22 protein-coding genes are annotated in these 22,402 nt (G+C 67.7%); 9 read left to right on the top strand and 13 right to left on the bottom strand.

What is annotated here, in order from left to right:
• Complete coding sequence (locus ACFXNW_RS07755; RefSeq protein ID WP_379416825.1) at window positions 1-420, bottom strand: roadblock/LC7 domain-containing protein; 420 nt, start codon at window positions 418-420, stop codon at window positions 1-3.
• Window positions 421-2,844 (bottom strand): nitrate- and nitrite sensing domain-containing protein, encoded by a 2,424-nt coding sequence (locus ACFXNW_RS07750; protein ID WP_379416823.1) that lies wholly within the window; start codon window positions 2,842-2,844, stop codon window positions 421-423.
• A gap of 199 nt (window positions 2,845-3,043) precedes the next feature.
• On the opposite strand from ACFXNW_RS07750, the gene ACFXNW_RS07745 reads away from it, so the two are divergent.
• Window positions 3,044-4,597 carry a succinic semialdehyde dehydrogenase gene (locus tag ACFXNW_RS07745; protein WP_379416822.1) on the top strand — a complete coding sequence of 518 codons (1,554 nt, stop codon included), beginning with the start codon at window positions 3,044-3,046 and terminating at the stop codon, window positions 4,595-4,597.
• 52 nt (window positions 4,598-4,649) lie between these two features.
• Here the strand turns inward: ACFXNW_RS07745 and ACFXNW_RS07740 are convergent, their stop codons facing one another.
• Window positions 4,650-5,312: a maleylpyruvate isomerase family mycothiol-dependent enzyme gene (locus ACFXNW_RS07740; RefSeq protein WP_379416820.1), complete on the bottom strand. Its 663-nt coding sequence runs from the start codon at window positions 5,310-5,312 to the stop codon at window positions 4,650-4,652.
• Between the two features lie 121 nt (window positions 5,313-5,433).
• On the opposite strand from ACFXNW_RS07740, the gene ACFXNW_RS07735 reads away from it, so the two are divergent.
• On the top strand, window positions 5,434-5,877 hold the full coding sequence (locus ACFXNW_RS07735; RefSeq protein WP_379416818.1) for a MarR family winged helix-turn-helix transcriptional regulator: 444 nt from the start codon (window positions 5,434-5,436) through the stop codon (window positions 5,875-5,877).
• A gap of 7 nt (window positions 5,878-5,884) precedes the next feature.
• On the opposite strand, the gene ACFXNW_RS07730 is transcribed toward ACFXNW_RS07735, so the two are convergent.
• On the bottom strand, window positions 5,885-6,364 hold the full coding sequence (locus ACFXNW_RS07730) for a DUF779 domain-containing protein (protein WP_379416816.1): 480 nt from the start codon (window positions 6,362-6,364) through the stop codon (window positions 5,885-5,887).
• Between the two features lie 73 nt (window positions 6,365-6,437).
• Window positions 6,438-7,385 carry a LysR family transcriptional regulator gene (locus tag ACFXNW_RS07725; RefSeq protein WP_379416815.1) on the bottom strand — a complete coding sequence of 316 codons (948 nt, stop codon included), beginning with the start codon at window positions 7,383-7,385 and terminating at the stop codon, window positions 6,438-6,440.
• Between the two features lie 65 nt (window positions 7,386-7,450).
• Between ACFXNW_RS07725 and ACFXNW_RS07720 the strand changes: the two genes are divergently transcribed.
• The 4 genes from ACFXNW_RS07720 (at window position 7,451) to ACFXNW_RS07705 (ending at window position 12,204) form a co-directional block, all read left to right on the top strand.
• Window positions 7,451-7,861 (top strand): DUF5997 family protein, encoded by a 411-nt coding sequence (locus ACFXNW_RS07720; RefSeq protein ID WP_379416814.1) that lies wholly within the window; start codon window positions 7,451-7,453, stop codon window positions 7,859-7,861.
• 6 nt (window positions 7,862-7,867) lie between these two features.
• Window positions 7,868-8,563, top strand: coding sequence for a TetR/AcrR family transcriptional regulator (locus ACFXNW_RS07715; RefSeq protein WP_379416812.1), 696 nt, complete (start codon window positions 7,868-7,870; stop codon window positions 8,561-8,563).
• A gap of 150 nt (window positions 8,564-8,713) precedes the next feature.
• Entirely contained in the window at window positions 8,714-10,483 is a 1,770-nt protein-coding gene (locus ACFXNW_RS07710) for an ABC transporter ATP-binding protein (protein WP_379416810.1), read from the top strand.
• Window positions 10,480-12,204 (top strand): ABC transporter ATP-binding protein, encoded by a 1,725-nt coding sequence (locus tag ACFXNW_RS07705; protein WP_379416808.1) that lies wholly within the window; start codon window positions 10,480-10,482, stop codon window positions 12,202-12,204. The genes ACFXNW_RS07710 and ACFXNW_RS07705 overlap by 4 nt, the downstream gene beginning before the upstream one ends.
• Window positions 12,205-12,284: 80 nt before the next feature.
• On the opposite strand, the gene ACFXNW_RS07700 is transcribed toward ACFXNW_RS07705, so the two are convergent.
• From ACFXNW_RS07700 to ACFXNW_RS07685, 4 genes are all read right to left on the bottom strand, one after another.
• A complete protein-coding gene (locus ACFXNW_RS07700) occupies window positions 12,285-13,499 on the bottom strand; it encodes a transcriptional regulator (protein WP_379416806.1) in 1,215 nt (404 codons plus the stop codon).
• Between the two features lie 111 nt (window positions 13,500-13,610).
• On the bottom strand, window positions 13,611-13,931 hold the full coding sequence (locus ACFXNW_RS07695; RefSeq protein ID WP_379416805.1) for a hypothetical protein: 321 nt from the start codon (window positions 13,929-13,931) through the stop codon (window positions 13,611-13,613).
• 70 nt (window positions 13,932-14,001) lie between these two features.
• Window positions 14,002-15,141, bottom strand: coding sequence for an alkaline phosphatase family protein (locus ACFXNW_RS07690; protein ID WP_379416803.1), 1,140 nt, complete (start codon window positions 15,139-15,141; stop codon window positions 14,002-14,004).
• 45 nt (window positions 15,142-15,186) lie between these two features.
• Window positions 15,187-15,801, bottom strand: coding sequence for a TetR/AcrR family transcriptional regulator (locus ACFXNW_RS07685; RefSeq protein ID WP_379416802.1), 615 nt, complete (start codon window positions 15,799-15,801; stop codon window positions 15,187-15,189).
• Between the two features lie 109 nt (window positions 15,802-15,910).
• Between ACFXNW_RS07685 and ACFXNW_RS07680 the strand changes: the two genes are divergently transcribed.
• The 3 genes from ACFXNW_RS07680 (at window position 15,911) to ACFXNW_RS07670 (ending at window position 18,195) form a co-directional block, all read left to right on the top strand.
• Window positions 15,911-16,978: an SDR family oxidoreductase gene (locus ACFXNW_RS07680; RefSeq protein WP_379416800.1), complete on the top strand. Its 1,068-nt coding sequence runs from the start codon at window positions 15,911-15,913 to the stop codon at window positions 16,976-16,978.
• A 12-nt stretch (window positions 16,979-16,990) separates the two neighbouring features.
• Complete coding sequence (locus tag ACFXNW_RS07675; protein ID WP_379416799.1) at window positions 16,991-17,185, top strand: hypothetical protein; 195 nt, start codon at window positions 16,991-16,993, stop codon at window positions 17,183-17,185.
• A gap of 137 nt (window positions 17,186-17,322) precedes the next feature.
• A complete protein-coding gene (locus tag ACFXNW_RS07670; RefSeq protein WP_379416798.1) occupies window positions 17,323-18,195 on the top strand; it encodes an LLM class F420-dependent oxidoreductase in 873 nt (290 codons plus the stop codon).
• 19 nt (window positions 18,196-18,214) lie between these two features.
• Here the strand turns inward: ACFXNW_RS07670 and ACFXNW_RS07665 are convergent, their stop codons facing one another.
• The 4 genes from ACFXNW_RS07665 to ACFXNW_RS07650 all read right to left on the bottom strand — a co-directional run bounded on the left by ACFXNW_RS07665 (window position 18,215) and on the right by ACFXNW_RS07650 (window position 22,085).
• Complete coding sequence (locus tag ACFXNW_RS07665; RefSeq protein ID WP_379416796.1) at window positions 18,215-18,793, bottom strand: class I SAM-dependent methyltransferase; 579 nt, start codon at window positions 18,791-18,793, stop codon at window positions 18,215-18,217.
• Window positions 18,790-19,428, bottom strand: a complete 639-nt coding sequence (locus ACFXNW_RS07660; protein ID WP_379416794.1) for an HAD family hydrolase — start codon at window positions 19,426-19,428, stop codon at window positions 18,790-18,792. The genes ACFXNW_RS07665 and ACFXNW_RS07660 overlap by 4 nt, the downstream gene beginning before the upstream one ends.
• A gap of 107 nt (window positions 19,429-19,535) precedes the next feature.
• Window positions 19,536-20,795 (bottom strand): diguanylate cyclase domain-containing protein, encoded by a 1,260-nt coding sequence (locus ACFXNW_RS07655; RefSeq protein WP_379416793.1) that lies wholly within the window; start codon window positions 20,793-20,795, stop codon window positions 19,536-19,538.
• Window positions 20,796-21,149: 354 nt separating this feature from the next.
• A complete protein-coding gene (locus tag ACFXNW_RS07650; protein ID WP_379416791.1) occupies window positions 21,150-22,085 on the bottom strand; it encodes an SAM-dependent methyltransferase in 936 nt (311 codons plus the stop codon).
• Window positions 22,086-22,402: the final 317 nt, after the last annotated feature.

Below are 22,402 nucleotides of genomic sequence, written 5' to 3'. Positions count from 1 at the left end.
TCACCGTTGCGGTTCGACCTCGGACGCGCCGTTGCGCGCGGTGGTCGACAGGTAGTTGCCCACCCGCTGCACGGTCAGGTTCATCTCATAGGCCACCATGCCCAGATTCGCTGTCTCGGAGGCCTGCAGGGCCAGACAGGCGTTCTCGCCCGCCGAGGTCACGAACAGCACGGCCCGGTCCAGTTCGATGACGGCCTGGCGGACGCCGCCGCCGTCGAACCGGCTGCCCGCACTGCGGGCCAGGCCGTAGAGCGTGGAGGACATCGCGGCGAAGTGCTCGCCGTCCTCACGCACGATGCCGTTGGAATGACCGAGCAGCAGACCATCGGTGGACAGGACGACGGCGTACCGGACGCCGGCCAGCCGTTCGACCAGATCGTCGAGCAGCCAGTTGAGATCACTTGCGGGGGAAGTGGACACTTAGCCTTCCTGTTCCTTCGGGGTCGTGCTGGCCGACGGCGGTGGCGCGGCGGAATCGTTCGCGGGTAGCGGCTTACGACCCTGCCTGGTGCCGTTCTCGATGGCCGACATCAGATCTCGGGCCTGTTCGGCCGTACGAGGTCGTTGCGGGGCGGGTTGCGGGGTGACCGGTTCCGCCAATTGCGGTGCGAGACTAGTCTGCCGGTTGCGTCGAGGTAAAACGGGACGTCCGTCGGCGGTCCGTTCCACCGGCTCGGCGGTCCGCGGTGCGGGCGCCGGGGGAGGATCGGCGAGCAGGGTCGCGGTCGGGGCGGTGGCGGATTCCACGGCGCGCGTGGCCGGCTCGCTCGACGCGGGCAGCGCCGGACGCCGCCGGGCCTGGTCGGGCAGGACGGAGTCGGTCGATCCCGGGCCCGAATCGCCGGGTAGCAGCAGCTTCGATGGCACCAGCACGATCGCGCGCACGCCGCCGTAATCGGATTCGCTCAACCGCACCGAGATGTCGTGGCGGGCGGCCAGCTGACCGACCACGAAGAGCCCGAGGCGCGAATCCGCCGACAGCGATGCCACACCGAAATCGGGCGGATCCGCGAGCAGTTCGTTGACCCGCGCGAGCTCGGCGGCATCCATCCCCATGCCCTGGTCGCTGATCTCCACGACCAGGCCCTTGCCGACGACATTGCCGGTGACCTCCACCCGCGACTGCGGCGGGGAGAACGAGGTGGCGTTGTCGACGAGTTCGGCCAGCAGATGGACGAGGTCGGCGACACCGTTGCCGACGATCCGCGACTGCGGCAGGGTCCCCAGGCGCACCCGGGTGTAGTCGAGGGTCTCACCGATCGCGCTGCGCACCAGGTCGATCAGTGGCACAGGATTGCGCCACCGGCGTCCGGGCTCACCACCGCCGAGGATGATGAGGTTCTCGGCATTGCGGCGTTCCCTGGTGGCCAGGTGGTCGAGCCGGAACAGGATCTCGAGCATGGCCGGATCCTCTTCGCGCTGTTCGGCGGCGTCGAGGATTTCGAGCTGGCGGTGCACCACGATCTGGCTGCGGTGGGCGATGTTGAGGAACACCGCGCGCACGCCCTCGCGTGTGCGGGCCTCGGTGATGGCGGCGGTGACCGCAGCCGCATGCGCGTGCTCGAAGGCGGTGGCGACCGCGCCGACCTCATCGCGGCCGAAGTCCAGTCGCGGTGCTTCCTCGACCGGATCGACGTGCTCGCCCTCGCGCAGGCGCCGCAACATGTCGGGCAGCTTCTCGTCGGCCAGTGCGAGTGTCTGGTCCCGCATCCGCTTGAGCCTGCGGATGAACCGGTTCGCCAGTACCAGCGACACCATGAACGCGCCCGCACTCATCAACAGGACCACGACACCGAGGGCCAGCGATGCGGCGGCCGATTCGGTGGCCGAATCGCGCGCCAACTGCTGGGCATTGGTGTTGTGCAGGTCCCAGATGTCGAGCAGCGCATGGTCGACCTCGGCGGCGGCGGCCTGCCATTCCTCGGTCGTCGACGGCAGCGGCGCGGGTTCGTCCTCGCTGGTGGTACTGCTACTCGTGCTGCTCTTGCGGCCCGAACCGCTGCCCGTCGTGTCCTCGGAGGACGTCTCGGACGATTCGGGCGCGGACGGCTCGGGCGGGTCGAGGGTGCGCTTCATCAGCGCATGCTCCATCGCCGTGATCCGCTGCCAGGCCGGGCTGTCCAGCAGGGCCTGAAGTTTGTCTCGGTAGGCCGGCTCGAGTTCGGCGGCCAGCTGCGGCAGCATGGCGTGATGTGCGCCGACCTGGGCGGTGAACTCCTCCGGCAGCGCGACGATGCCGGAACCGTTGACCAACGCCGCCTCCGCGAGGGCATTGCTGCGCGAGACCGCCTCGATGCCGTAGATCAGCCGGGTCGACAGCGCCAGCTGGACGACGACGGCCGGATCCGGTGCCGACCGCTGTGCCAGCTGTGTGCCGATCGTGATGACGTCGAGCACCCGGGTGTAGAAGGTGTAGGCGTCCGGGGCGGGCAAGGCGCGTACGTCGGTGCCGTTACGCACCATCTGCAGCTGCTCCCCGAGCGTCACGAAGTCGCCGACATTGTCGCCGATGGTGTCGGAGTCCAGTTCGCGCAGCGGATTCGAGGCCTCGACCAGCGCCTGGAACGCCGCGTCGACCCGGGGCCGTGTGGTGGCCAGCTCCGCGGCGGCGGTGGGGTCACCCGCGAGGTGGGTGAGGGTGAGCCGTCGTTCCTGCTGGATCGCGTCCAATAGCTGCCTGGTCGGGTCGATGGCGGACTGCATCGCCTCGGCCCACTGTTTTCCGTGATTACCCCGGTCGACCAGGTATCCCGCTGCGCCCACGCCGACCACCAGCAGAGTCAGGCTCGGAATGAGCGCGATCGCCAGTATCCGGGTCCGGACACCGAGCCTCGCTCTGAACATCGCGTCAACATAAACGACATCGTGACCGAATCGGGACTCCGGTCCCGTTGAACGGGACCAGGTTTGACACCGGCCCTACCGGGGAAATATAAGGCCCGCCTCGCCCAGAGGCTGCGTGAATGTGACACCCGGCACCATCGCACGCCCAGAGTGGGTAGATTGTGTGTACCGACGAGTAACCCACATCGAGGAGGCAACGATGCCCGCGCCGGAAGCCGACGTATTCGCCCGACTGAGCGCCCTCGCGGCGATCGACGGCGCCGAGGCACGCCCCACCAGAACCATTACCGAAGTGTTCACCGGACGGCCGCTCGGCACGGTGCCGGTCGGCACCGCCGAGGACGTCGCCGACGCCTTCGTCAGAGCCAGGGCCGCGCAAGCGCATTGGGCTGCCCGCCCCGCCTCCGAACGCGCCGCCGTCTTCGAGCGCTACCGCGCGCTCATCGTCGCCGAGCGTGAATATCTCATGGACGTCATCCAGGCCGAGACCGGCAAGGCACGCTGGGCCGCCCAGGAAGAGGTCATGGGCCTGATGCTGGCCGCCCGGTATTTCTCGCGGGTCGCGCCGGGGCTGCTCGAACCACATAAGGTGGCCGGTGCGTTCCCGGTGCTGAACAAGGCGCAGGTGCGGACCCAGCCCAAGGGCGTCGTCGGTGTGGTCGCGCCGTGGAACTACCCGCTGGTGCTCTCGATCGGCGATTCGATTCCCGCGCTGCTCGCAGGAAATGCCGTGGTGGTCAAACCCGACAGCCAGACCCCGTTCTCCTCACTGGCCGGGGCCGAACTGCTGTACCGCGCGGGTCTGCCGCGAGATCTGCTGGCCGTGGTGACCGGGCCGGGCACCGTCGTCGGCACCGCGATCGTCGATTCCTGCGACTACCTGATGTTCACCGGCTCCTCGACCACCGGTCAGACCCTCGCCCAGCAGTGCGGCAAGCGGCTCATCGGGTTCTCTGCGGAACTCGGCGGCAAGAACCCGATGATCGTCACCCGTGGTGCGAACCTGGACAAGGTCGCCAAGGCGGCGGTGCGTGCCTGCTTCTCCAACGCCGGTCAGCTGTGTATCTCGATCGAACGCATCTACGTCGAGCGCTCGATCGCCGAGGAGTTCACTGCCGAGTTCGTCGCGGCCACCGAAGCCGCGAAACTCGGTGTGGCCTACGACTTCTCCACCGATATGGGTTCGCTGATCTCGGAATCGCAGCTGGAGACGGTGTCCAAGCATGTGGCCGATGCGACCTCGAAGGGCGCCAAGGTGCTCACCGGCGGTAAGGCACGCCCGGATCTCGGTCCGCTGTTCTTCGAGCCGACCGTGCTGTCGGAGGTCACCGACGAGATGGAGTGCGGACGCAACGAGACCTTCGGCCCGCTGGTCTCGATCTATCCCGTGGATTCGGTCGACGAAGCCGTGCGCCTGGCCAACGACACCGAATACGGCCTCAACGCCAGTGTGTGGGCGGCAAGCACCTCCGAAGGCGAGAAGATCGCGCAGCGGCTGCGGGCGGGCACGGTCTGTGTCGACGAGGGCTACGCGCCGGCCTGGGGTTCCACGGGTGCGCCGATGGGCGGCATGGGGATCTCCGGTGTCGGGCGCAGGCACGGCGCCGACGGGCTGCTGAAGTTCACCGAACCGCAGACCATCGTCGTCACCCGGTTCATGAACCTGGACCCGCCGCCGATGCTGTCGCAGGACAAATGGCAGCGGTTCCTGATGACGATCGCGCGCAACCTACGGTTCCTGCCCGGCCGCTGAACCGTCGCTTCGGCATGCCACCCGGGATTACCCTGGCGGCAAGCCGAAGCGCTCACGGCCCGCGTGACCGGCCGACGCGTTGCTCCAGGCGCACCGCCACATCGTCGACTCCGAGACCGGTGAGTTGACCCAGGGCGATCGGTCTGCCGGTGATCAGCAGGAGCAGTGCGGTGATCGGGCCTGCGACTTCGGCGCCCTCGCCTGCGGTCCATGCGGTGTCGGTGGCGCGTAGCCGGAATCCGTCGAGGCGGTGGCGTTTCCATACCGGCCAGCCCACGGCGTAGGCGCGGGTGGCCGCTGCCGCAGCGGCGTCGACGGGGACAGTGAGGGGGCGGCCGAGCGGAATCGAGATGTCCTGTCCGTGCACGATGATGTCGAACAGCACGTTGCGGTAGTTGGTGACGATCGGCAGCCGGCGGGAGGCGGCCGTATCGGCGATGTCGGTAGCGAGCTCCGCGGTGGGACGGCGGGCGTGCTCGCGGGTGATCGTGTCGACCAGCACGTTGTAATCGCCGTGCGCACGGGCGAATTCGCGCACGATCGCCCACAACGGAATCCGCTGCGGTGCCATGGCGATATGTGCGGCGACCTCACGGACTCGCCAGCCCGTACACAGCGACGGAGTGTCCCATTCGGCGGCGGTGAGCTCGCCGAGCAAGGCGGCGATGGCGCGGCGTTGCTGCTCGATCGCCCACCAGCTCTGTTCGCGGTCCATGGACCTCACCCGCTCGGACGTGGAGTCGTCGGGTCAGCGGCGATTCCGTAGAATTAGTCAGCTACTGTGACTATTTTAGTCAGCTTCTCTGACTGGTGGCAAGGGTGGAAAGGCGGTCCCGATGGAGCGTTCAGATGCTGATCCCAGTCTCGGTCTGCTGCTGTTGCTGCCCTACCGGGCGATGGAGAATCGAGTGTTCGCCGCGCTCGCCGAAGCGGGGTACCAGGACGTCACGCTCGCGCAGGCGCGGATTGTGCAGCGGATCGGACCCGAGGGCACCCGGCTCACCGAACTTGCCGAACAAGCGCAGGTCACCAAGCAGACGGCCGGGTTTCTGGTCGATCAAATCGAACGCGCGGGCTACGTCGAACGAGTGCCGGACCCGACCGACGGCAGAGCCCGGTTGGTGCGGCTGTCCGAGCGTGGGCAGCGCGCGACCGCGCTGGCCAATACGGTCGCGGCGGAGGTCGAGGCCGAGTGGGCCGACCACCTGGGCCCGGGCGCGACCGCCCAGCTACGCCGTGCGCTGACCCGGCTGCGAGATATCACCGACCCATATCGGTAAACGGGGGTCACCGCAGCCGGTCGGCTCCGGTGCGCGGTGGGGGAGCAGCCGCGGCGGCCGCGGCCTCGGTCGCGTCGAGTGGGCGAACCCGCAGGACGAACCGCGACTGCTCGATCGCTTCCAGCGAGGTGGTCGGCGCGTCCTCGGTAATTTCGGAGCGGACATCGACGGTGAGGTGATCCCTCGTGAAACGCATGTAGTTGTCTTCGCTCATCCAGAATTCGGTATGCCAGGGCAACCGAGTGACCAGCACATCACCGTCGGCGGGGTGGAAGTCGCGGGCAGGCAGGCAGATCGGGGTCGCCGCACCGGAACGCAGCAGCAACAGCACCGGGCCGTGCTGCTCGATCAGCCTGCGCAACAGCGTGCGCGCGGAGTCGGTGGCGGCACCGCGGACACTGCGGTCGGGCATCAGCGCGCGGGTGCCGCAGCAGCGTCCGCGGCGGTCTCGGGTTCGGGTCTGACGCAGCACATCGCTCCTCCTCATGACACCTCCGGACGTCCGACGCCGAAAACTATCGTCGGCGAAGGTTGGTGTCACGTTGGTGTCGGCGTCGGCCCTATCGTCCGCGCCGGCGCGCAGGCTTCTTGGCACTCGCCCGCGCCTTTCCCCCGGCCGGGTTCTTCCCTGCGGCCTGCGTCTTCTTGCCGGCGTGCGCGGGCTTCTTCGGCTCGGGTTTCTCGGTCGACGGCGATCGAGAACTGCGTTCGGAACGGCCGCGAACCACGCCGATGAATTCTTCGACCAACTCGGTGGTCTGTTCCGACGGCCAGGCCAGCGCGATCTCGGTCTCGGCGACATCGGTCACCGTCCGGTACACCACATCGCGGCGGGCGTGCAGCCGCGCGATCGAATGCGGCACGATCGCCACGCCCACACCGGCCGCCACCAGTTCGATACTGCCCGCGGCCCGATCGATATCGCTGGTGTCCTGCTGCTGCTCGTCGGCGAGGTCGGCGGTGGTGACCTCGGTGAACACCGAGATCGGGTGCTCCTTCGGGACGACGACGACCGGCACTTCACGGTAGAGCGGGATCGCGTTCATGGCGGCGTCGGCGATCGGCAGCCGGACGAAACACATATCGATGCGACCGTCGTGCAGCGCCGTCAGCTGATCGGCCTGCGCAACGGCGTTGAGTTCCAGTGCGACGCCGGGAAATCGTTGCGCCCAGATCCGCTGCCATTTCGACACCGTGACACCGGGGACGAAACCCACCCGCAGGCCACCGGCTTCGGCCGACTCGGGTCCGGCCTGCTCCGCCTCGGCCTGCGCGATGAGCTCCTTGGCCTCGCGCAGCAGCTGTGCGCCGTCCTCGGTGAGCTGCGTCGGCTGCGCGCCCGGAACGAACAGCTTGGTCCCGAGTTCGTTCTCCAGGTCGATGACGGTGTGGCTGAGCTTCTGGCGGGAGATGTGCAGCGCTTTCGCCGCCCGCGCGAAATGCAGTTCCTCCGCGACCGCGACGAACCAGCGCAGACGCACGATATCGATCGAAGCGAAGCGGCTCATTCGTATCAGCGTATGCGTACGGCCCGCCGCCAGGTGCGTGCGGCCGTGCCCAGTAGGATGTATCGGTGAGCCCGGACAAGAAACCGCAGACCATGAAGCCGCTGACCGCGGCGAACAAACTCGGCATCTACCTTCCGGCGGCACCCGAGGATTTCCGCACCACGCCGATCTCGCGTGCCGATCTCGAAGCGCTGCGCACCGACCCGCCGGGGTGGCTGACCGAGCTGCGCCGCACCGGTCCCTTCCCGCGTGATGTCACGGCCCGCAAGCTCGGCGTCTCCAACAGCGGCCTGGCTCGCGCCGAGGTTTCCGATGCCCTCACCGCCGACGAGATCGCGGTCCTGCTCGCCGACCCGCCCGAATGGCTGATCCGCGAACGTGACAACTACACCGCCGTCCAAGCCGACAACGTCCGCATCAAGGCCAAGGAAGCCGAACGCCGCGAGGCCACCAACCGCCCGGCCAAGAACCGCTAGCCCGACGTGTCTCGGCGCGCCTACCGGACGGGCCTGACGCCTGCGGCGATCACCGATGCCGCGGTGGCGCTGACCGCCGAACGCGGGCTCGACAGCTGGAGCATGCGAGATCTCACCGCCCGCCTCGACACCTCGCTGTCGGTGATCTACCACCACATCGGCGATCGTGAGCGCGTCTGCGCTGCCGTCGTCGACAAGATCTACGCCGACATGGACCTGCCGCTCGATGACACCGATTGGCGGGCCCTGCTGCACCGCGTGCTGACAGCGATGATCGACCACCTCGCCCACTACCCGGGCGTCGCTGCCTGGTTGTTGCGCAACGGCCCGCAGACCGAACAGCTCGTGCCGGTACTCGACGCGGGCGTCACGCGCATGCTCGAGGCGGGCTGGGGCGAGGAGTCGGCCACCGCCTACTCGGTCGCGTTCAACACCTGTCTCGGCCTGATCGCCCTCGACGACCAGCGCGAACGTGACGGTGACGGCGGCGGCCTCGCCGGGCTGCGGCACCTGCTCGACACACATCCCGACGCCGGCGTGGGCGCCGACCAGATGCGGCGCATGGTCACCGACTTCGCCGCGGCCGACGACGCCGAACGCATCAGAGTCCGGCGCGAGTACGGCCGGTATGCGCTGGAGCGCCTCCTCGATGGGCTGGAACTGCGGCTGGGCGAACTGCGGAAGTCGGCCGCGGCCGGGTAGCGCAGCCGCCGCGTCATCGCCGCCGGACGGCAGGTCGGGCCACACCCGGCACATCCGAATCCCTCGATATCGACCTACCCCTTGCAACGTGCGCCCTCACGGCTACACTCAAAATTAGAACAGTGATCTAATTTCGGGAGGGTTGCCCGCATGAGTACCGCGGTATCGGAGTTGCCCACGGCGACCGAACATCCACCGTCGGGCACCAGCTCGGGGCTTGGGGCCGTGCTCGCGCCGGTGCGCGGCCGGCTGGCGCTGGCGGCCGCCCTGCAAGTGGTGGGCGCGCTGGCCGGATTGGCGCCCTACTTCGCCGTCGTCGGGATCGCCCGCGAACTGCTCGACGCCCCTGTCGACGGGGGCGCGATGTGGCGCTGGGTCGTCGTCGCGGGCCTCGGTTTCCTCGTGCGGACCAGCTGCGCGGCCGCCGCGTACACCATCAGCCATATCGCCGATGCCGACGTCGGTGCCGGGCTGCGTCGCGCCATGGCCGACCGGCTCGGCCGTGTCCCGCTCGGCTGGTTCACCGAACGTAGCTCCGGGCGGGTGAAGCGCGCGCTGACCGACGACGTCGCCGCTGTCCATCACCTGGTCGCCCACGCGATCAACGATCTGGTCGCCGCCGTGCTGACACCCCTTGTGGCGCTGGTGTATCTGTTCGTCCTGGATTGGCGCCTGGCGCTGGTGTGTCTCGCGCCCTTGATCGTGTGGTTCGCGCTGACGGCGTTGATGTCGCGCGACGAAGTGGCCCGAATGGCTCGCTGGAATGCCGAACTCGAGAAGGTCGACGCGGCGGTCATCGAGTATGTCGATGGCATCGCGGTGGTGAAGGCATTCGGTCAGGCGGGCAGCGCCAAGGATCGCTACCGGCGTGCCGGTGACGATCTGGCTCGTTTCCTCGGCGAGTGGTTGGGTCCGATGCACCGTCTCGAGGCGATCGCCTCGGTCCTCATCTCGCCGCCGGTGCTGCTGGTGGTGGCGCTGTGCGGCGGCGTGTGGCTCGGCACCGATCCGGTGGAGCTGATCGCGTTCACCATGCTCGTGGTCGGGCTCGGCGCGCCGGTGCTGGCCATAGGATTCGGCGCGCTGTCCATGCAAGTCGCACGAGCAGCAGCCGGGCGGATCGCCGAGGTGCTCGCCACTCCCGAACTGATACGTGCCGCCCAGCCGTCGGTACCCAGCGGCGCGCACGTCGAATTCGATCAGGTCCGGTTCTCCTATGACGGTCGCGGTTACGCCGTCGACGGTGTCGATCTGACCTTGGCGCCCGGTAGCGTCACCGCGTTGGTCGGTGCCTCCGGATCGGGGAAATCGACGCTGGCCAGGCTGCTTCCGCGATTCTGGGATGTCGAACAGGGCGCCGTGCGTATCGGTGGCGTCGATGTCAGGAATATCGCCGAAGACGATCTCTACCGCCTGATCGGGTTCGTCTTCCAAGAGACCTCACTGCTGCGCACCTCGATCCGCGACAACATCGCCCTCGGGCGACCCGACGCCGACCAGGCCACCATCGAAGCGGCGGCACGCGCGGCCGCTGTCCACGATCGGATCACCGCCTTGCCGCGTGGCTACGGCGCCGTCGTGGGCGAGGACGCTCAGCTGTCCGGCGGTGAGGCCCAGCGGATAGCGATCGCGCGCGCGATCGTCGCCGATGCGCCGATCCTGGTGCTGGACGAGGCGACCGCGTTCGCCGACCCGGAATCGGAAGCGGCGGTGCAGGATGCGCTGTCGCGGCTGATCGCGGGTCGCACCCTGCTGGTGATCGCGCATCGCCTGCACACCATTCGCGGCGCGGATCGCATCGTGGTGCTCTCACGCGGCCGCGTCGTCGAAACCGGACGTCATGACGAACTGCTCGCGGCCGGCGGTGAATACGCACGGATGTGGGCCGCACAATCGCTGCCGAAGGAGCACACCCGATGATTCGCAAGCTGTTTCACCTCATCGACCCCGGCGACCGGCCGCGCTTCATGCGCTGGCTCACTGCGATGGTGGTGTTCGCGGTGCTGCAGGGACTGTGCGTGCTGATGCTCGTCCCGGTGCTGCGCCCACTGTTGAACGGCGATTCGGACGCGGCGGTGCCGTGGCTCACCGCCCTGGTGGTCACCACCGTCGTGACGAGCGCGGTGTATTACCTGCAGGCGATGCTCGGCCAGCGGATCGGCGACGACCTGCTGCTCGGGCTGCACCACCGGGTCGCCGACCAGTTGGCACGATTGCCGCTGGGCTGGTTCGACACCGACCGCACCGGACGGCTGACCCACGCCATGTCCCAGGGAACGACCAATATCATCGCGGTCCCCGCACACCTGATGCAGCCGATCATCGCGGCGGTGGTCACACCCGTGGTGGTCGCCCTCGGCATGTTCGCCTTCGATGCGCGACTCGCGGCGGCGCTGCTGATCGCCGGGCTGGTGCTGTTCGCCACGCACACCTGGGCACAGGACGCGATCACCCGCACCTTCGGCGCCATCGACAGCGCCGAGGTCGAGGCGGCGGGCCGGGTGGTGGAATTCGCGCAGCGACAGCCGGTATTGCGGGCATTCGGGCGCAACGGCACCGATAATCGGCTCCTCGACGACGCGCTCACCGGGCAGCATCGCGCGTACGGCGCGATGAACCGCAATGCCGTGGCCTCCCTGGTGGCCTTCTCGACCGCTGTTCAGGCGGTATTCGTGGTGCTCATCGCCGTGGGCGTCGCCCTCGCACTGGGCGGTTCGCTCGATGCCGCCGAACTGATCGCCCTGCTGGTCCTCATCACGCGCTTCGCCGGGCCGCTGATCGAACTCGTCGACCACTCGGCCGCACTGCGCACGGCGTCGGAGGCCATCGACCGGATCGACGAGGTCCTCGCGGTGCGGCCACTGCCAGAAGGTTCGGCGCGGCGCCCGGTCCGGCCGGGGAAGATATCCTTCCGCGAGGTCGGATTCGGCTATGGCGAGCGCCCTGTGTTCCGGGACCTCGAATTCACTGCCGAGCCGGGAACGGTGACCGCGATCGTCGGGCCATCGGGCGCCGGAAAGACCACGGTGCTGCGGCTGGTGGCGCGGTTCTGGGATACCGACGCCGGGGCCGTCGAGGTGGGCGGCGTCGACGTGCGTGAGCTGACCACCGAAGCACTGATGGAGCAGCTCGCCATGGTGTTCCAGGATGTGTACCTGTTCGACGACACGATCGAGGCGAACATCCGCATCGGCAGGCCCGGCGCCACGACCGAGGAAGTGCGGGATGCGGCCCGACTGGCCCGGGTGGACGAGATCGTCGACCGGCTGCCCGACGGCTGGGACTCCCGCGTCGGCGAGGGCGGGGTCAGCTTGTCCGGCGGGGAACGCCAGCGGGTCTCGATAGCGAGGGCCTTGATCAAGCAGGCGCCGATCGTGCTGTTCGACGAGGCGACCGCGGCGCTCGACCCGGAGAACGAGGCCGCGATCACCGACGCGATGCGGGCGTTCGCGCATGACCGTACCCTGCTCGTGGTCGCCCACCGCCTGCACACCATCGCCGCCGCCGATCAGATTCTCGTGCTGGACGAAGGCCGGATCGTACAGCGCGGCACGCACGACGAGCTGATCGTGCAGCCCGGGAAGTACGCCGACTTCTGGCGTGAACGTGAGCGTGCGCAGGGGTGGCGGTTGACCGGGTGACGGCCGACCTCGCGCACGATCGAGCCAGCCGCAACAGGCGATGTCACTCGAGCGATGTGGCCCTACCAAACAGTGAGATCTCAGGCGCGCAGCGCGGTATGCAACCGCGCGGTGACGACCGCTCGCCGCACATCGCCCGTCGGCAGCAGGCGCAGCGCGTGCTCATGGACCTCGATATCGCCGGGCACACGCTCCCCGAACGCGACGGCGTGATCGGCCCGCTCACCGGCCAGCACCGCGTTGCGCACCCCGACCTCGAGATGTGCCCGCCATTGCGCGATGCCGGGAGTGTCCGAACCGGGAAGCAGCGCACCGCGATACAACCACACCGCGGAGGTGGTGTCGCCTGCCGCGATGGCGGCCAGCAGATCGACCGCATCGCAGGAGATCGGGCCGGTGAGCAGGTAGCGGCGGTTGCCGATATGCCCGCCGGTGGCGCGGCGCAGATGCGAGACCTCGGCCTTGAGGGTGGCGGCGGTGACCGGGCGGTCGCCGTAGAGCGCCGCGTGCAGCTGTTCGGGGGTGAATCCGTCGGGCTCGAGTGCGAGCAGGGTGAGGATCTCCAGCTGACGGGGTCGCAGCGGGACGGTGAATCCGTCGCGGGTCAGCCGTGACTCGCCGAGGCACTCGAGCCGCAGCCCCGCCGACGGCGCAGGCGCCGCACTGCGCAACATCGTCTCCACCGCCGTGACCAGCGCCCGCACCGACGACATGACCAGCGGATGGGACCGATCCCAGGAACTGGACAGATCGAGCGCGCCGACCTGCCTGCCGTCGGGTGCGTGGATCGGTGCGGAGTAACACACCCATCCGTGCAGCGCGGCTACCAGGTGTTCGGCGCAGAACACGGTGCTCGGCGCGTCGGTGAGCAGTGCCATCGACACCGCGTTGGTGCCCATATGGGCCTCGTCCCAGCAGCCGCCTGGCGCGAAATTGACCTGTTCGGCGCGCCTGCGCACCGCGCGGTCGCCGCCGGACCAGAGGACCGCCCCGGATTCGTCGGTGACCGCGGCGAGGTACCCCGCGTCGACGGCGACGTCGTCGAGCGCACGGGCCAATTCGGTGACCGGCGCCCGCAGTGGCGATCGCGCCCATCGCTCACCGATGTCGTCGAGGCCGGGCGCACCGGTACATCCCGGGTCGACCGTCGATAGTGAACGCCGCCAGGATTGCGCGACCTCGGTGCGTAGCAAGGTGTTCGGTGTGCGCGCCGCGGTGTTCGGTGCGGTCGCGACCCGTTCCCATTCCTTCTCCAGGTCGGTCCGCTGCTGGGTCAGGGTGCGAAACCGTGCCACACGCAGTCCTCATCGTCGTCCGGCTGCCGGTCGGCCGACCGGCCTGCTCGAGACTTCCATCCTTGCTCGAGCGAACCGGTCGCGGGACGCTTTGCCGCACAACAGCGTGCGCTACTTCGTGATGAAAATGCCTGCCACGTCGGCGTTCTTGATCGGGGTCTCGGCATTGCGCTGGGCACCGCACAGCAGATCGACCTGAATGATCGTCGCGTCGACGGCCGTGCCCGCCGGTTCTTGATCGATACCGGAATTCTGCTTGATGAATTTCGTGATCGTCATCCGCTTGGTGTCCGGGTCCTGCTGCACGTACTCCCGGCACGGGGTGTCGCCACCGCGGTTGAGCGCGCGTTCGATGTCGTTGCAGCCGGCCAGCAACAGCGCGGCGGCCGCGGCCGTGCAGGCGAGGCCGGTCCGTGCGATGGTGGCGTTCATCTGTTCCTCCTGGTCGGCGCGTCGGGCCTCATCGCCCGACCGTTGACTACAGCCTAGGCGGCCCGAGCGCTCAACCGGCGAACACGCGGAGTGGGACGTTCATCTCAGCGGGGGTCAGCGAACCGTGATGTCCGAGCAGTGCCGACTGCAAGGGTTCGGCGTCGGTGCGCACGATCCCGCTGGTGTCGCGTGCCACCACGACCAGATCGCCGATCCGTTCGCGCGCCGTGTCCGTCACCGTCGGACCGAACCAGCCGTTGTCGATGACCGCGTCCCGCGCGAGTACCTGGAACCGTGAACCGAGCTTTTCCTGCCAGGTCGACATCACGTCGCCGGTGGCGCCGTCAATGGTGTAGACGTGGCGTGCGCGCGGTTCGCCGCCCAGTCGCTGCACGCCCGCGCGCAGGTCGGCCTCGGTGTCGAAGTCGACCCGTTCGCCGAGCTCGACCATGCCGTGATCGGCGGTGACGATCAGCGCCGAGCCCGCGGGCATGCGTTCGGCGATATCGGCGGCGATCCGATCGACGTGCGCGAGTTCGAGCGACCACGACTCCGACGACGGCCCACGCACATGCCCGGTGGTGTCGAGTTCTCCGTGGTAGGCGTACACCAGCGACCTCGGGACAGCCAGTGCCTCGACCACCCCGGCGACCAGGTCGCCGACAGAAAAGTTGGGCCGGAAGGCACACCCGCGCAGCACCGCCCGCGTCAAACCGGAGCCTGCCTGGTACCTGGGCGCGACCTGAGTGACGGTGATGCCGTGCGCGGCGGCGCGTTCGAAGACCGTTGCGCCGGGCTGGAATTGCTCGGGCACCAGTTGCTCGAGCAGATCACCCTTGTGCTGGGCGCCGAACAGACGCCAGCCCAGCGGGTCGAACAACCGCTCCTGTCCCGCGACTCGCAGCAGATACCCGACGATGCCGTGCTCGCCCGGCGGCACTCCCGCGCCAAGGGAGCTCACGCTGGTCGCGGTGGTGGTCGGGAACCCGGCCGTGAGCACCGTCGGCCCCAGGCTCGACAGGAAAGGCGCCGCCTCGGCGTTTGCTGCCAAAGCCTCGGCGCCCAAGCCGTCGATCAGCAGGACACAGACCCGGTCGACGCCGAGCCCGAGGCCCAGTCGATCCTGTTCGGCCGGTACACCGAATCCGGCGAGCACGGAGGGGAAGAGATCGGACAGGGAACCCGTTCCGTAACGGGGCGCGACGAACACGTGCCCAGGATGCGTGCCGGAGCCGGTGGACGCAAGCCGGTTGTTTCAGGTGTCGGGAGCGATCAGCGCATTGAAGGTCCGCATGACGTCGTCCACCAGTTCGGGTGCGGTGGTGCCGAGCAGGGCGCTGCGCTTGTCCAGCTGCCCGTCCAGCCACAACGAGGCCAGGCCGTGGCCGAGGCCCCAGAGCGTGACGGCGATGGTGCCCGCCTTACCCGCGGGTAGTTCGCCGGCCGCGACGCAATCGGCCACCGCATCGGCGAGCACCGCGAAAGCGGCCTCACCTGCGGCCGTGGTGTCGGGATGCTTGTCCGGTTGGGACAACTCGGGGCGAAACATCAACCGGAAATAGCCGGGGTTGTGCCGGGCGAAGCGCACGTAGGCGTCGGCGATCGCGGTCAATCCCGCCAGGGGAGTGGGTGCGGCGTCTCTGGCCGCTGCCACATCGGCCCCGAGCAGGCGGAAACCCTGGGTGGCCAGGTCGGCCAGCAGTGCGGCCCGGTCGGCGAAATGGTGGTACGGGGCACCGGAACTCACACCTGCCTCGCGTGCGACGCGGCGCAGGCTCACCGCCGCGATGCCCTCGGTCTCGATCAGCCGCAGGCATGCCTCGAGCAGCACCTCACGCAGGGCGCCGTGGTGATACGAGGTCCGGGTCACCGTCCGAGCGTAAGCGAAACGCTCTGGACAACCAATCTATGCGGTGCTTAGATTATCTGAGCGGCGCTTAGATGGGCCGGTTCTTCACTCCTCTCGATGGGTAGACACCATGAGCACACGAGCACTTGTCACCGGCGCGACCGGATTCATCGCCGGACACGTCATCGCCGAATTGCTGAACCACGGGTACGCGGTCCGCGCTACCGTGCGCAGCCTCGCCGATACCGGAAAACGCGCGCATCTGGTCGAGCTCGCCGACCGGTGCGGCGGTGAGATCGACTTCGTCGCAGCAGATCTCGATCGCGACGACGGCTGGGCAGCCGCTGTCGCAGGCTGTGATTACGTCCTGCACGTCGCCTCGCCGTTCCCGTCCGCGCCGCCGGACGACGAACAACAGATGATCGATACCGCCGTGAACGGCACACTGCGCGTGCTGCGCGCCGCCGCGGGCGCCGGCACCGTGCGGCGGGTGGTGCTGACGTCTTCGATCGCGGCCATCGCCTACGGACACCGCGAGGACGCGGTGCGTACCGAGGCCGATTGGACGGTGGTGGAACGCAGCCCCGCCTACCAGAAGAGCAAAACCCTCGCCGAGCGTGCGGCCTGGAATTTCGCCGCAGAGAACTTCGGCCCTGACGGCCCCGAGCTGACGGTGGTGAATCCGGGCATGGTGCTCGGCCCGGCGTTGTCGCGCGCGACGAGTACCTCCCACGAACCGGTGCGGATGTTGCTGGGACGCCAGGTGCCCGGCTCGCCGCGGGTGGGTTGGGCGACGGTCGACGTGCGCGACCTCGCCGTCGCGCACCGGCTGGCCATGGAAACGGCCGATGCGGCAGGCAAACGCTACATCTGTGCGGGCGAACATCTCTGGATGCGTGACCTCGGACGCCTGCTGTCCGAAGAGTTCGGACCTCGCGGCTTCCGCGTGCCGACCCGCCAACTGCCCGACCTGCTGGTACGCGCCATCGCGTTGGTGGACAAGACAGTGCGGCTCACCGTCCCCTCCCTGGGCAATCGTGAACGCCTCAGCGCCGAACGGGCCGAGCGCGAACTCGGCTGGACGATGCGACCGGTCCGCGACTCGGTGCGCGACACCACCGAGAGCCTGCTGCGGTTCGGGGTGGTGTCGATGCCTTCGGGTGCGCACTCACATGCGGCAGAACCCGCCGATGCATAAGGAGATTCGCTCATGATCACCGCAACATTGATCGTCGCTGTCCTCGGGCTGCTTCGTCGCCTGCGTCGGCGCGAGGGGAGTCCGATAGTGCCCGATTCCGGCACTGCGCGGCGGGACTCCACTCGGTGGCGGCCCGGCACCGTCGCGGCATCGGCAGCCGCGCTGTCCGGGGCAACGGTGGCCGCAGTCGCGTGTGTCGCCTGCTGATTGCCTGTTGCCGTACCACAGGCCGAGCTGACGGGCGGCGCGGCCAGTGCCGCGTACCGATTCGCCCCGGACATCTCGCTGCGACCGGCAGCCAACCGTGCGCTGCGTCGCCCCGACGCCCCTGGTAGACAAGAGCAGTGACTGCGCAGCGTGAATTCCGTTTCGGTGTGAACATGGTGGTTCCGGAGTCGAGGCAGGCGTGGATCGCCAAATGCCGGCGGGCGGAGGCGCAGGGCTACGACGTCATCGGGGTGGCCGACCATCTCGGCCTGCCTGCGCCGTTTCCGTCGATCGTGCTCGGCGCCGAAGCCACCGAGCGGGTTCGGCTCAACACCTTTGTGCTGAACACCCCGTTCTACAACCCGGTCCTGCTGGCCCGTGATGTAGCCGGTGTGGACCAGTTCACCGACGGGCGGGTCGAACTCGGGCTCGGCGCGGGCTACGTGCGCGCCGAGTTCGAGGCGGCGGGTATCCCGTTCGGCACCGGCGGCGAGCGGGTCGCGCACCTGGAGAACACGGTCGCCACGCTGCGGAAACTGTTCGCCGACCCCGAGTATCAACCGCGTCCGGTGCAGCCGGGCGGCCCGCCGCTGCTCATCGCGGGCTGGGGTGATCGGCTGTTGCAGCTCGCCGCCGCATACGCCGACGTCGTCGCGTTCACCGGCGCGGCGACGACCGCCGAGGGGGGCTTGCGGCTCGCCGGGGCCGAGGACACCATCGATCGCGTCGAGTACGTGCGAAAGCTGCTGGGGGACCGTGGCACCGATGTCGAACTCAATATCCTCGTCCAGGCGGTGGTGCCGCCGAGCGAACGCGCCGCCGCACTCGACAAGTTCGGGCCCCTGTTGCCCGGCGATGCGCCGGAGGAACTGCCGACGCTGTTGTTCGGTACCCCCGCCGAGATGGCCGAGCAGCTGCGCGAGCGGCGGGATCGCTTCGGTTTCTCCTATATCACCGTCCTCGAGCCGAACATGGATTCCTTCGCACCGGTCATCGAGCACCTGCGCTGAATACTCGGCACGACCCTGATCAGGCGGGCCTGCGCCATAAGAGCGTGTAGCGAAACATCAGCCTGCGCCGGATCTTCGCACCGGGCAGCAATTCGGTGGCCGCGGCACGAATCTCGGCCATCGTCTCCTCGGGGTCACGCATGGTGAAGCCCGGATCACGGCTGCCGCCACGTCGCTTGGCGATGGCCAAGACCGCGGGCACGAACGGCAGATACCCGGCATCGGTGCGGATGCTCATCTTCCACATACCCACCACGGCCAGCGTCCCGCCCGGTGCGACGAGATCACGCAATGCCGTCAATCCTTCGGCCAGCGGCACATGATGCAGCGTCGCGACCGCAGTCACGACATCGAAGGACCCCGGTAGCTCCCGGAAATCGCACTGTGCGAGGCGGACATTGGCCGGGGTGGTGGCCTCGGCGATGATCTGCCCATCGACATCGACCCCTAGTACCGATTCGCATCGGGTGGCGAGTTTTCCTGCCAGGAGACCGTCCCCGCAGCCGACGTCGAGCGCGGTGCGGGCGGACTCGGGCACCTGCTGGATCAGCCAGGGGTGGTAGTGGGTGTTGTGATTCCAGTACGGATCGACGGTCACGCGTCCACGGTACGGGTGGGGTGGTCCGTGGCCCCATCGAATCCGGCCAGCCACGCCGGGAACGCGCTGAGATCCGCGAGGACGACATCGGCACCTGCTGCGTTCAGCTCATCGGCCGTGCACGGACCGGTCACGACGCCGACCCCATACGCGCCGGCTGCCCGCGCCCCGCGCATATCGCCGGCGTGATCACCGACGAAGATCTGTGCACCGTGCTCCCGCAGCGCCGCGGCTTTCCCGTCGGACCACAGTTCACCGGCGACGGTGTCGATCGGCCAGCCGAGATGGCGGATATGCAGTTCGGCGTGCGGCTGGTACTTGCCGGTGACCACGAGCAAGCGACCGCCGGCCTCGGTGACCGCCTCGATCGCGGCATCGGCACCTGCCATCGCGGGCACCTCGGCGATGACATCGGGGTAGAGCTCCCGATACCGCGTGACCAGCTCCGGAATGAGTGCCTCGGGCGCACCGGCGTCGGCGAGGATCATCGCCAGCGGCGGCCCGAGCCGCTCGGCGAGTTCGCTACCACGCAGTTCCAATCCGTAGTCGGCGGCAACGACGTCGATCGCTCGCGCGACACCGGGTCGCGAGTCGATGAGGGTCATATCGAGGTCGAAGCCAACGGTCCAGGTCACCGTTCGACCATATCGAGCGCGAGTGCGCAGGCCGTGCGCGGCTGCTGTCATCGCCTGGAGCAGGTTATCGGCATGTGCGGGGTGCGGGTGCTTCGGTGAAGCGCGGGTTACCGGTCGACGCCTTCGCCTTTCGGCAGCGAGGTCGGGGAGTGAAGGATCCAGCGGTTCTTGCCGAGTGATTTGGCGGCGTAGAGGCAGTTGTCGGCTGCGGTGAGGAGGTCGGTTACGCGGTATTCGGCGACGGGGGCGATGAATGCTCCGATGCTCAGCGTCGTCTGGATGGTGAGGTCGTCGTCGATGCTGAAGGGTTTCGTCATCGCGGCGTGGAGTTGTTGGATGACGGTGCGGGTGCGGTGTTCGTCGGTGGGTGGGGCGAGCAGGGCGATGAATTCGTCTCCGCCGTAGCGTGCCACGGTGTCGGCTTCGGGATCCAGGCATGCGCGAAGTCGTGCGGCGACGGTGACCAGGAGTCGGTCGCCGACGGTGTGGCCGTGGGTGTCGTTGATGGTTTTGAAGTTGTCGATGTCGATGGCGCACACGGCGGCAAGATCGCCTGGGGCCGATTCGTCGATGAGGGTTTGGCATCGGACGAGTAGGTGTCGGCGGTTGGCCAATGAGGTCAGCGGGTCATGGTGGGCCTGCCACTGCAAGCTCTTGGTGGTGTTGTGGTAGTCGGTGACGTCTTCGCCGAAGCCGAGTAGGTAGGTGTGTTCGCCGGAGGTCGAGCGGCATCGGGTCACTGTCCACGCTATCCAGCCGTCGGTGCCGTCCGGTCGCTGGAAGTGTCCTTCGATGCGGAGGGTGCCGGTGTCGGATCGGGCGAGCTCGTCGTGGATGTGTCGCTGGACTGTGGTCTGCTCGGCGGTGGCGAAGTCGAACCCGGATTTGCCTCGGAGGGTGGCGACCGGATAGCCGGTGAGCTTCTCGAAGGCTGGATTGGCGTCGATGATGCGACCGTCGTCATCGCCGATGGCGATGGCGACCGACGCATGCCGGAACGCGGTTTCGAACCCCTCGGGGGCGGGCTGGCGGGCGGAGGCGATGGCGGCGCGGGCGAATCCGTTCCCGAAGTCTCCGGCCATGGCGGCCAGCCTGCTCGGGCTCGCGTCGGCGTGTTCGCTCAGCTGCAACAGCGTCGGCGTCGACAGAGCTATCGCGGAGGGGTCGTCGAATCCGAGGCCGACGAGCGCGGCTCCGGCGCTCTCCGCGGTTTCCGGCTCCCACCGCGGCCCGGCCACTGCGACCAGGAGCCGGTGGACCCACCCCTCGAGTGCGGTGGCGAGTTCGTCCCGCGATCTCCGGATGTCTGTGGTGCCGCACAGCCGTGCCGCCCAGTCTGCGGCGATATCGGAGGCAGTGACCACCACGGTGAGCGGATCCCTTCAACCGACACTTATCGACAACAGCTATAGGGCAACTGACGGTAGCAGGCGAGCCGCTCGTTTCGAGCGCGAACGGCCTCGGTCCTCCTCCGACAGTCGCACGGTCATCCGTGGCTGGTCGGCCTAAAGATCTCCCACCGTTCAGGACATGACTCCCGCAACCACCGCGACCATCACTCTCCGCCCCTATGCCCGGGAAACTGCCGCCTGACCTGCTGAGTCTCAGAACTCATTGCCGCTCAACGGGACTCGGTGATTGTGTGCCGAAGTAGAACTACATCCCGGAGGGGAACCCGACCGTCGGGTTCGCCGGCGCGGAATCAGTAAGAAAGATCGAGGCTATAGACGATCTCCCACAGGCGGCTTGTCGGCAACAGCAACGATATAGTCCAGCCAAGGGGCCCACAGCGAGACTCCTTTTCGGCCGAAAAAGCTCCGAGTCAACGGATTGATTCTCTTCATTTCCGGCTGCTCGAGTTTGAGGCTGACATATTCTGCATATTGAGGGAAGACGTGATGACGGATGGAGTAGACTCGCACATATTCGAAGCCGGATGCTATGAGCGCTTCGCGGTATTCCTCCGCATTGGTATGATTCTGGCGGGCAGTCGTGAATATGCCGTGTACCACCTTGCCCAGGAGTCGTGACCGGCCGGTGCTGCTCGAAACATGCTCATTTGCGAGCGGCACGACGTCGGCGGTCACCAATCGACCGCCAGGTGTCAAAACTCGGAATGCTTCATCGAAAAATTGTGAACGCGACGGAAAGTGAAGCGCTGATTCGAGCGCGGTCACTTTAGTTGCGGACGCATCGGGCTGAGGCAGATCGCTTGCTGACCCGTGGGAGTACTCGATGATATCGCTGAGTCCTAATCCAGCGGACCGTGCGGTCGCAATCTCGACCTGTTTCGCGGATATGTTTATGCCTGTAATTCGTTTCGGGCCGAACTCATCCGCCCAGAGAAAATCTTGATCTCCGAATCCACAGCCGACGTCGACCACCACATCCTCGGCCCCGAGGCGCGCTTCGGTCGCTACCAGACGAGCTAACGCCGCGCTCGCTTGATCGATATTTTGGGGACTATCCTTCCAGTAGCCCAGGTTCAGGAACAATGACTCCTCGCCTAGCGTGTTGGATGCGGTAAGAAAATCGTCGTACAGCCGACTGAATCGATCGGGAATCGCGGGTACGAAGGCCAGGGACGCAAACCGCCCCCATTCGCGAGACCACCGCAAAATGCGTCGGGCCGAGCTCTCGGAGTCACGAAATTCCATAACTGTCATGGTTTGCCCCCTCCAGGCGATGGAACCCAGCCGATATGCGGGGCCACTCGCCGATGCTAGCAGTCCGCCCACGCCTTCGTCAGAACATGTTCACCAGGTGACTTTGGGTCAATCGAAGGGTCGGAAGGGGTTGTACGTCGGTGTTCGCGGCGAATGCTTGCATCAGACAGGAACGTGTTCTACCTTGATGAAGCGGTTCTGACCGGCTCGACGACCCTGCCGGGCACGGGGAAGACGGCGGCGGGGATCGACCGCCCTGCGGGCACACCCGTTCCGACTTTCGGGTTCTGCTCGCCAGTTCGGCCAAT

The organism is Nocardia sp. NPDC059180 (assembly GCF_042754945.1).
GTDB lineage: Bacteria > Actinomycetota > Actinomycetes > Mycobacteriales > Mycobacteriaceae > Nocardia.
This window is presented reverse-complemented; position numbering and strand designations above follow the sequence as displayed.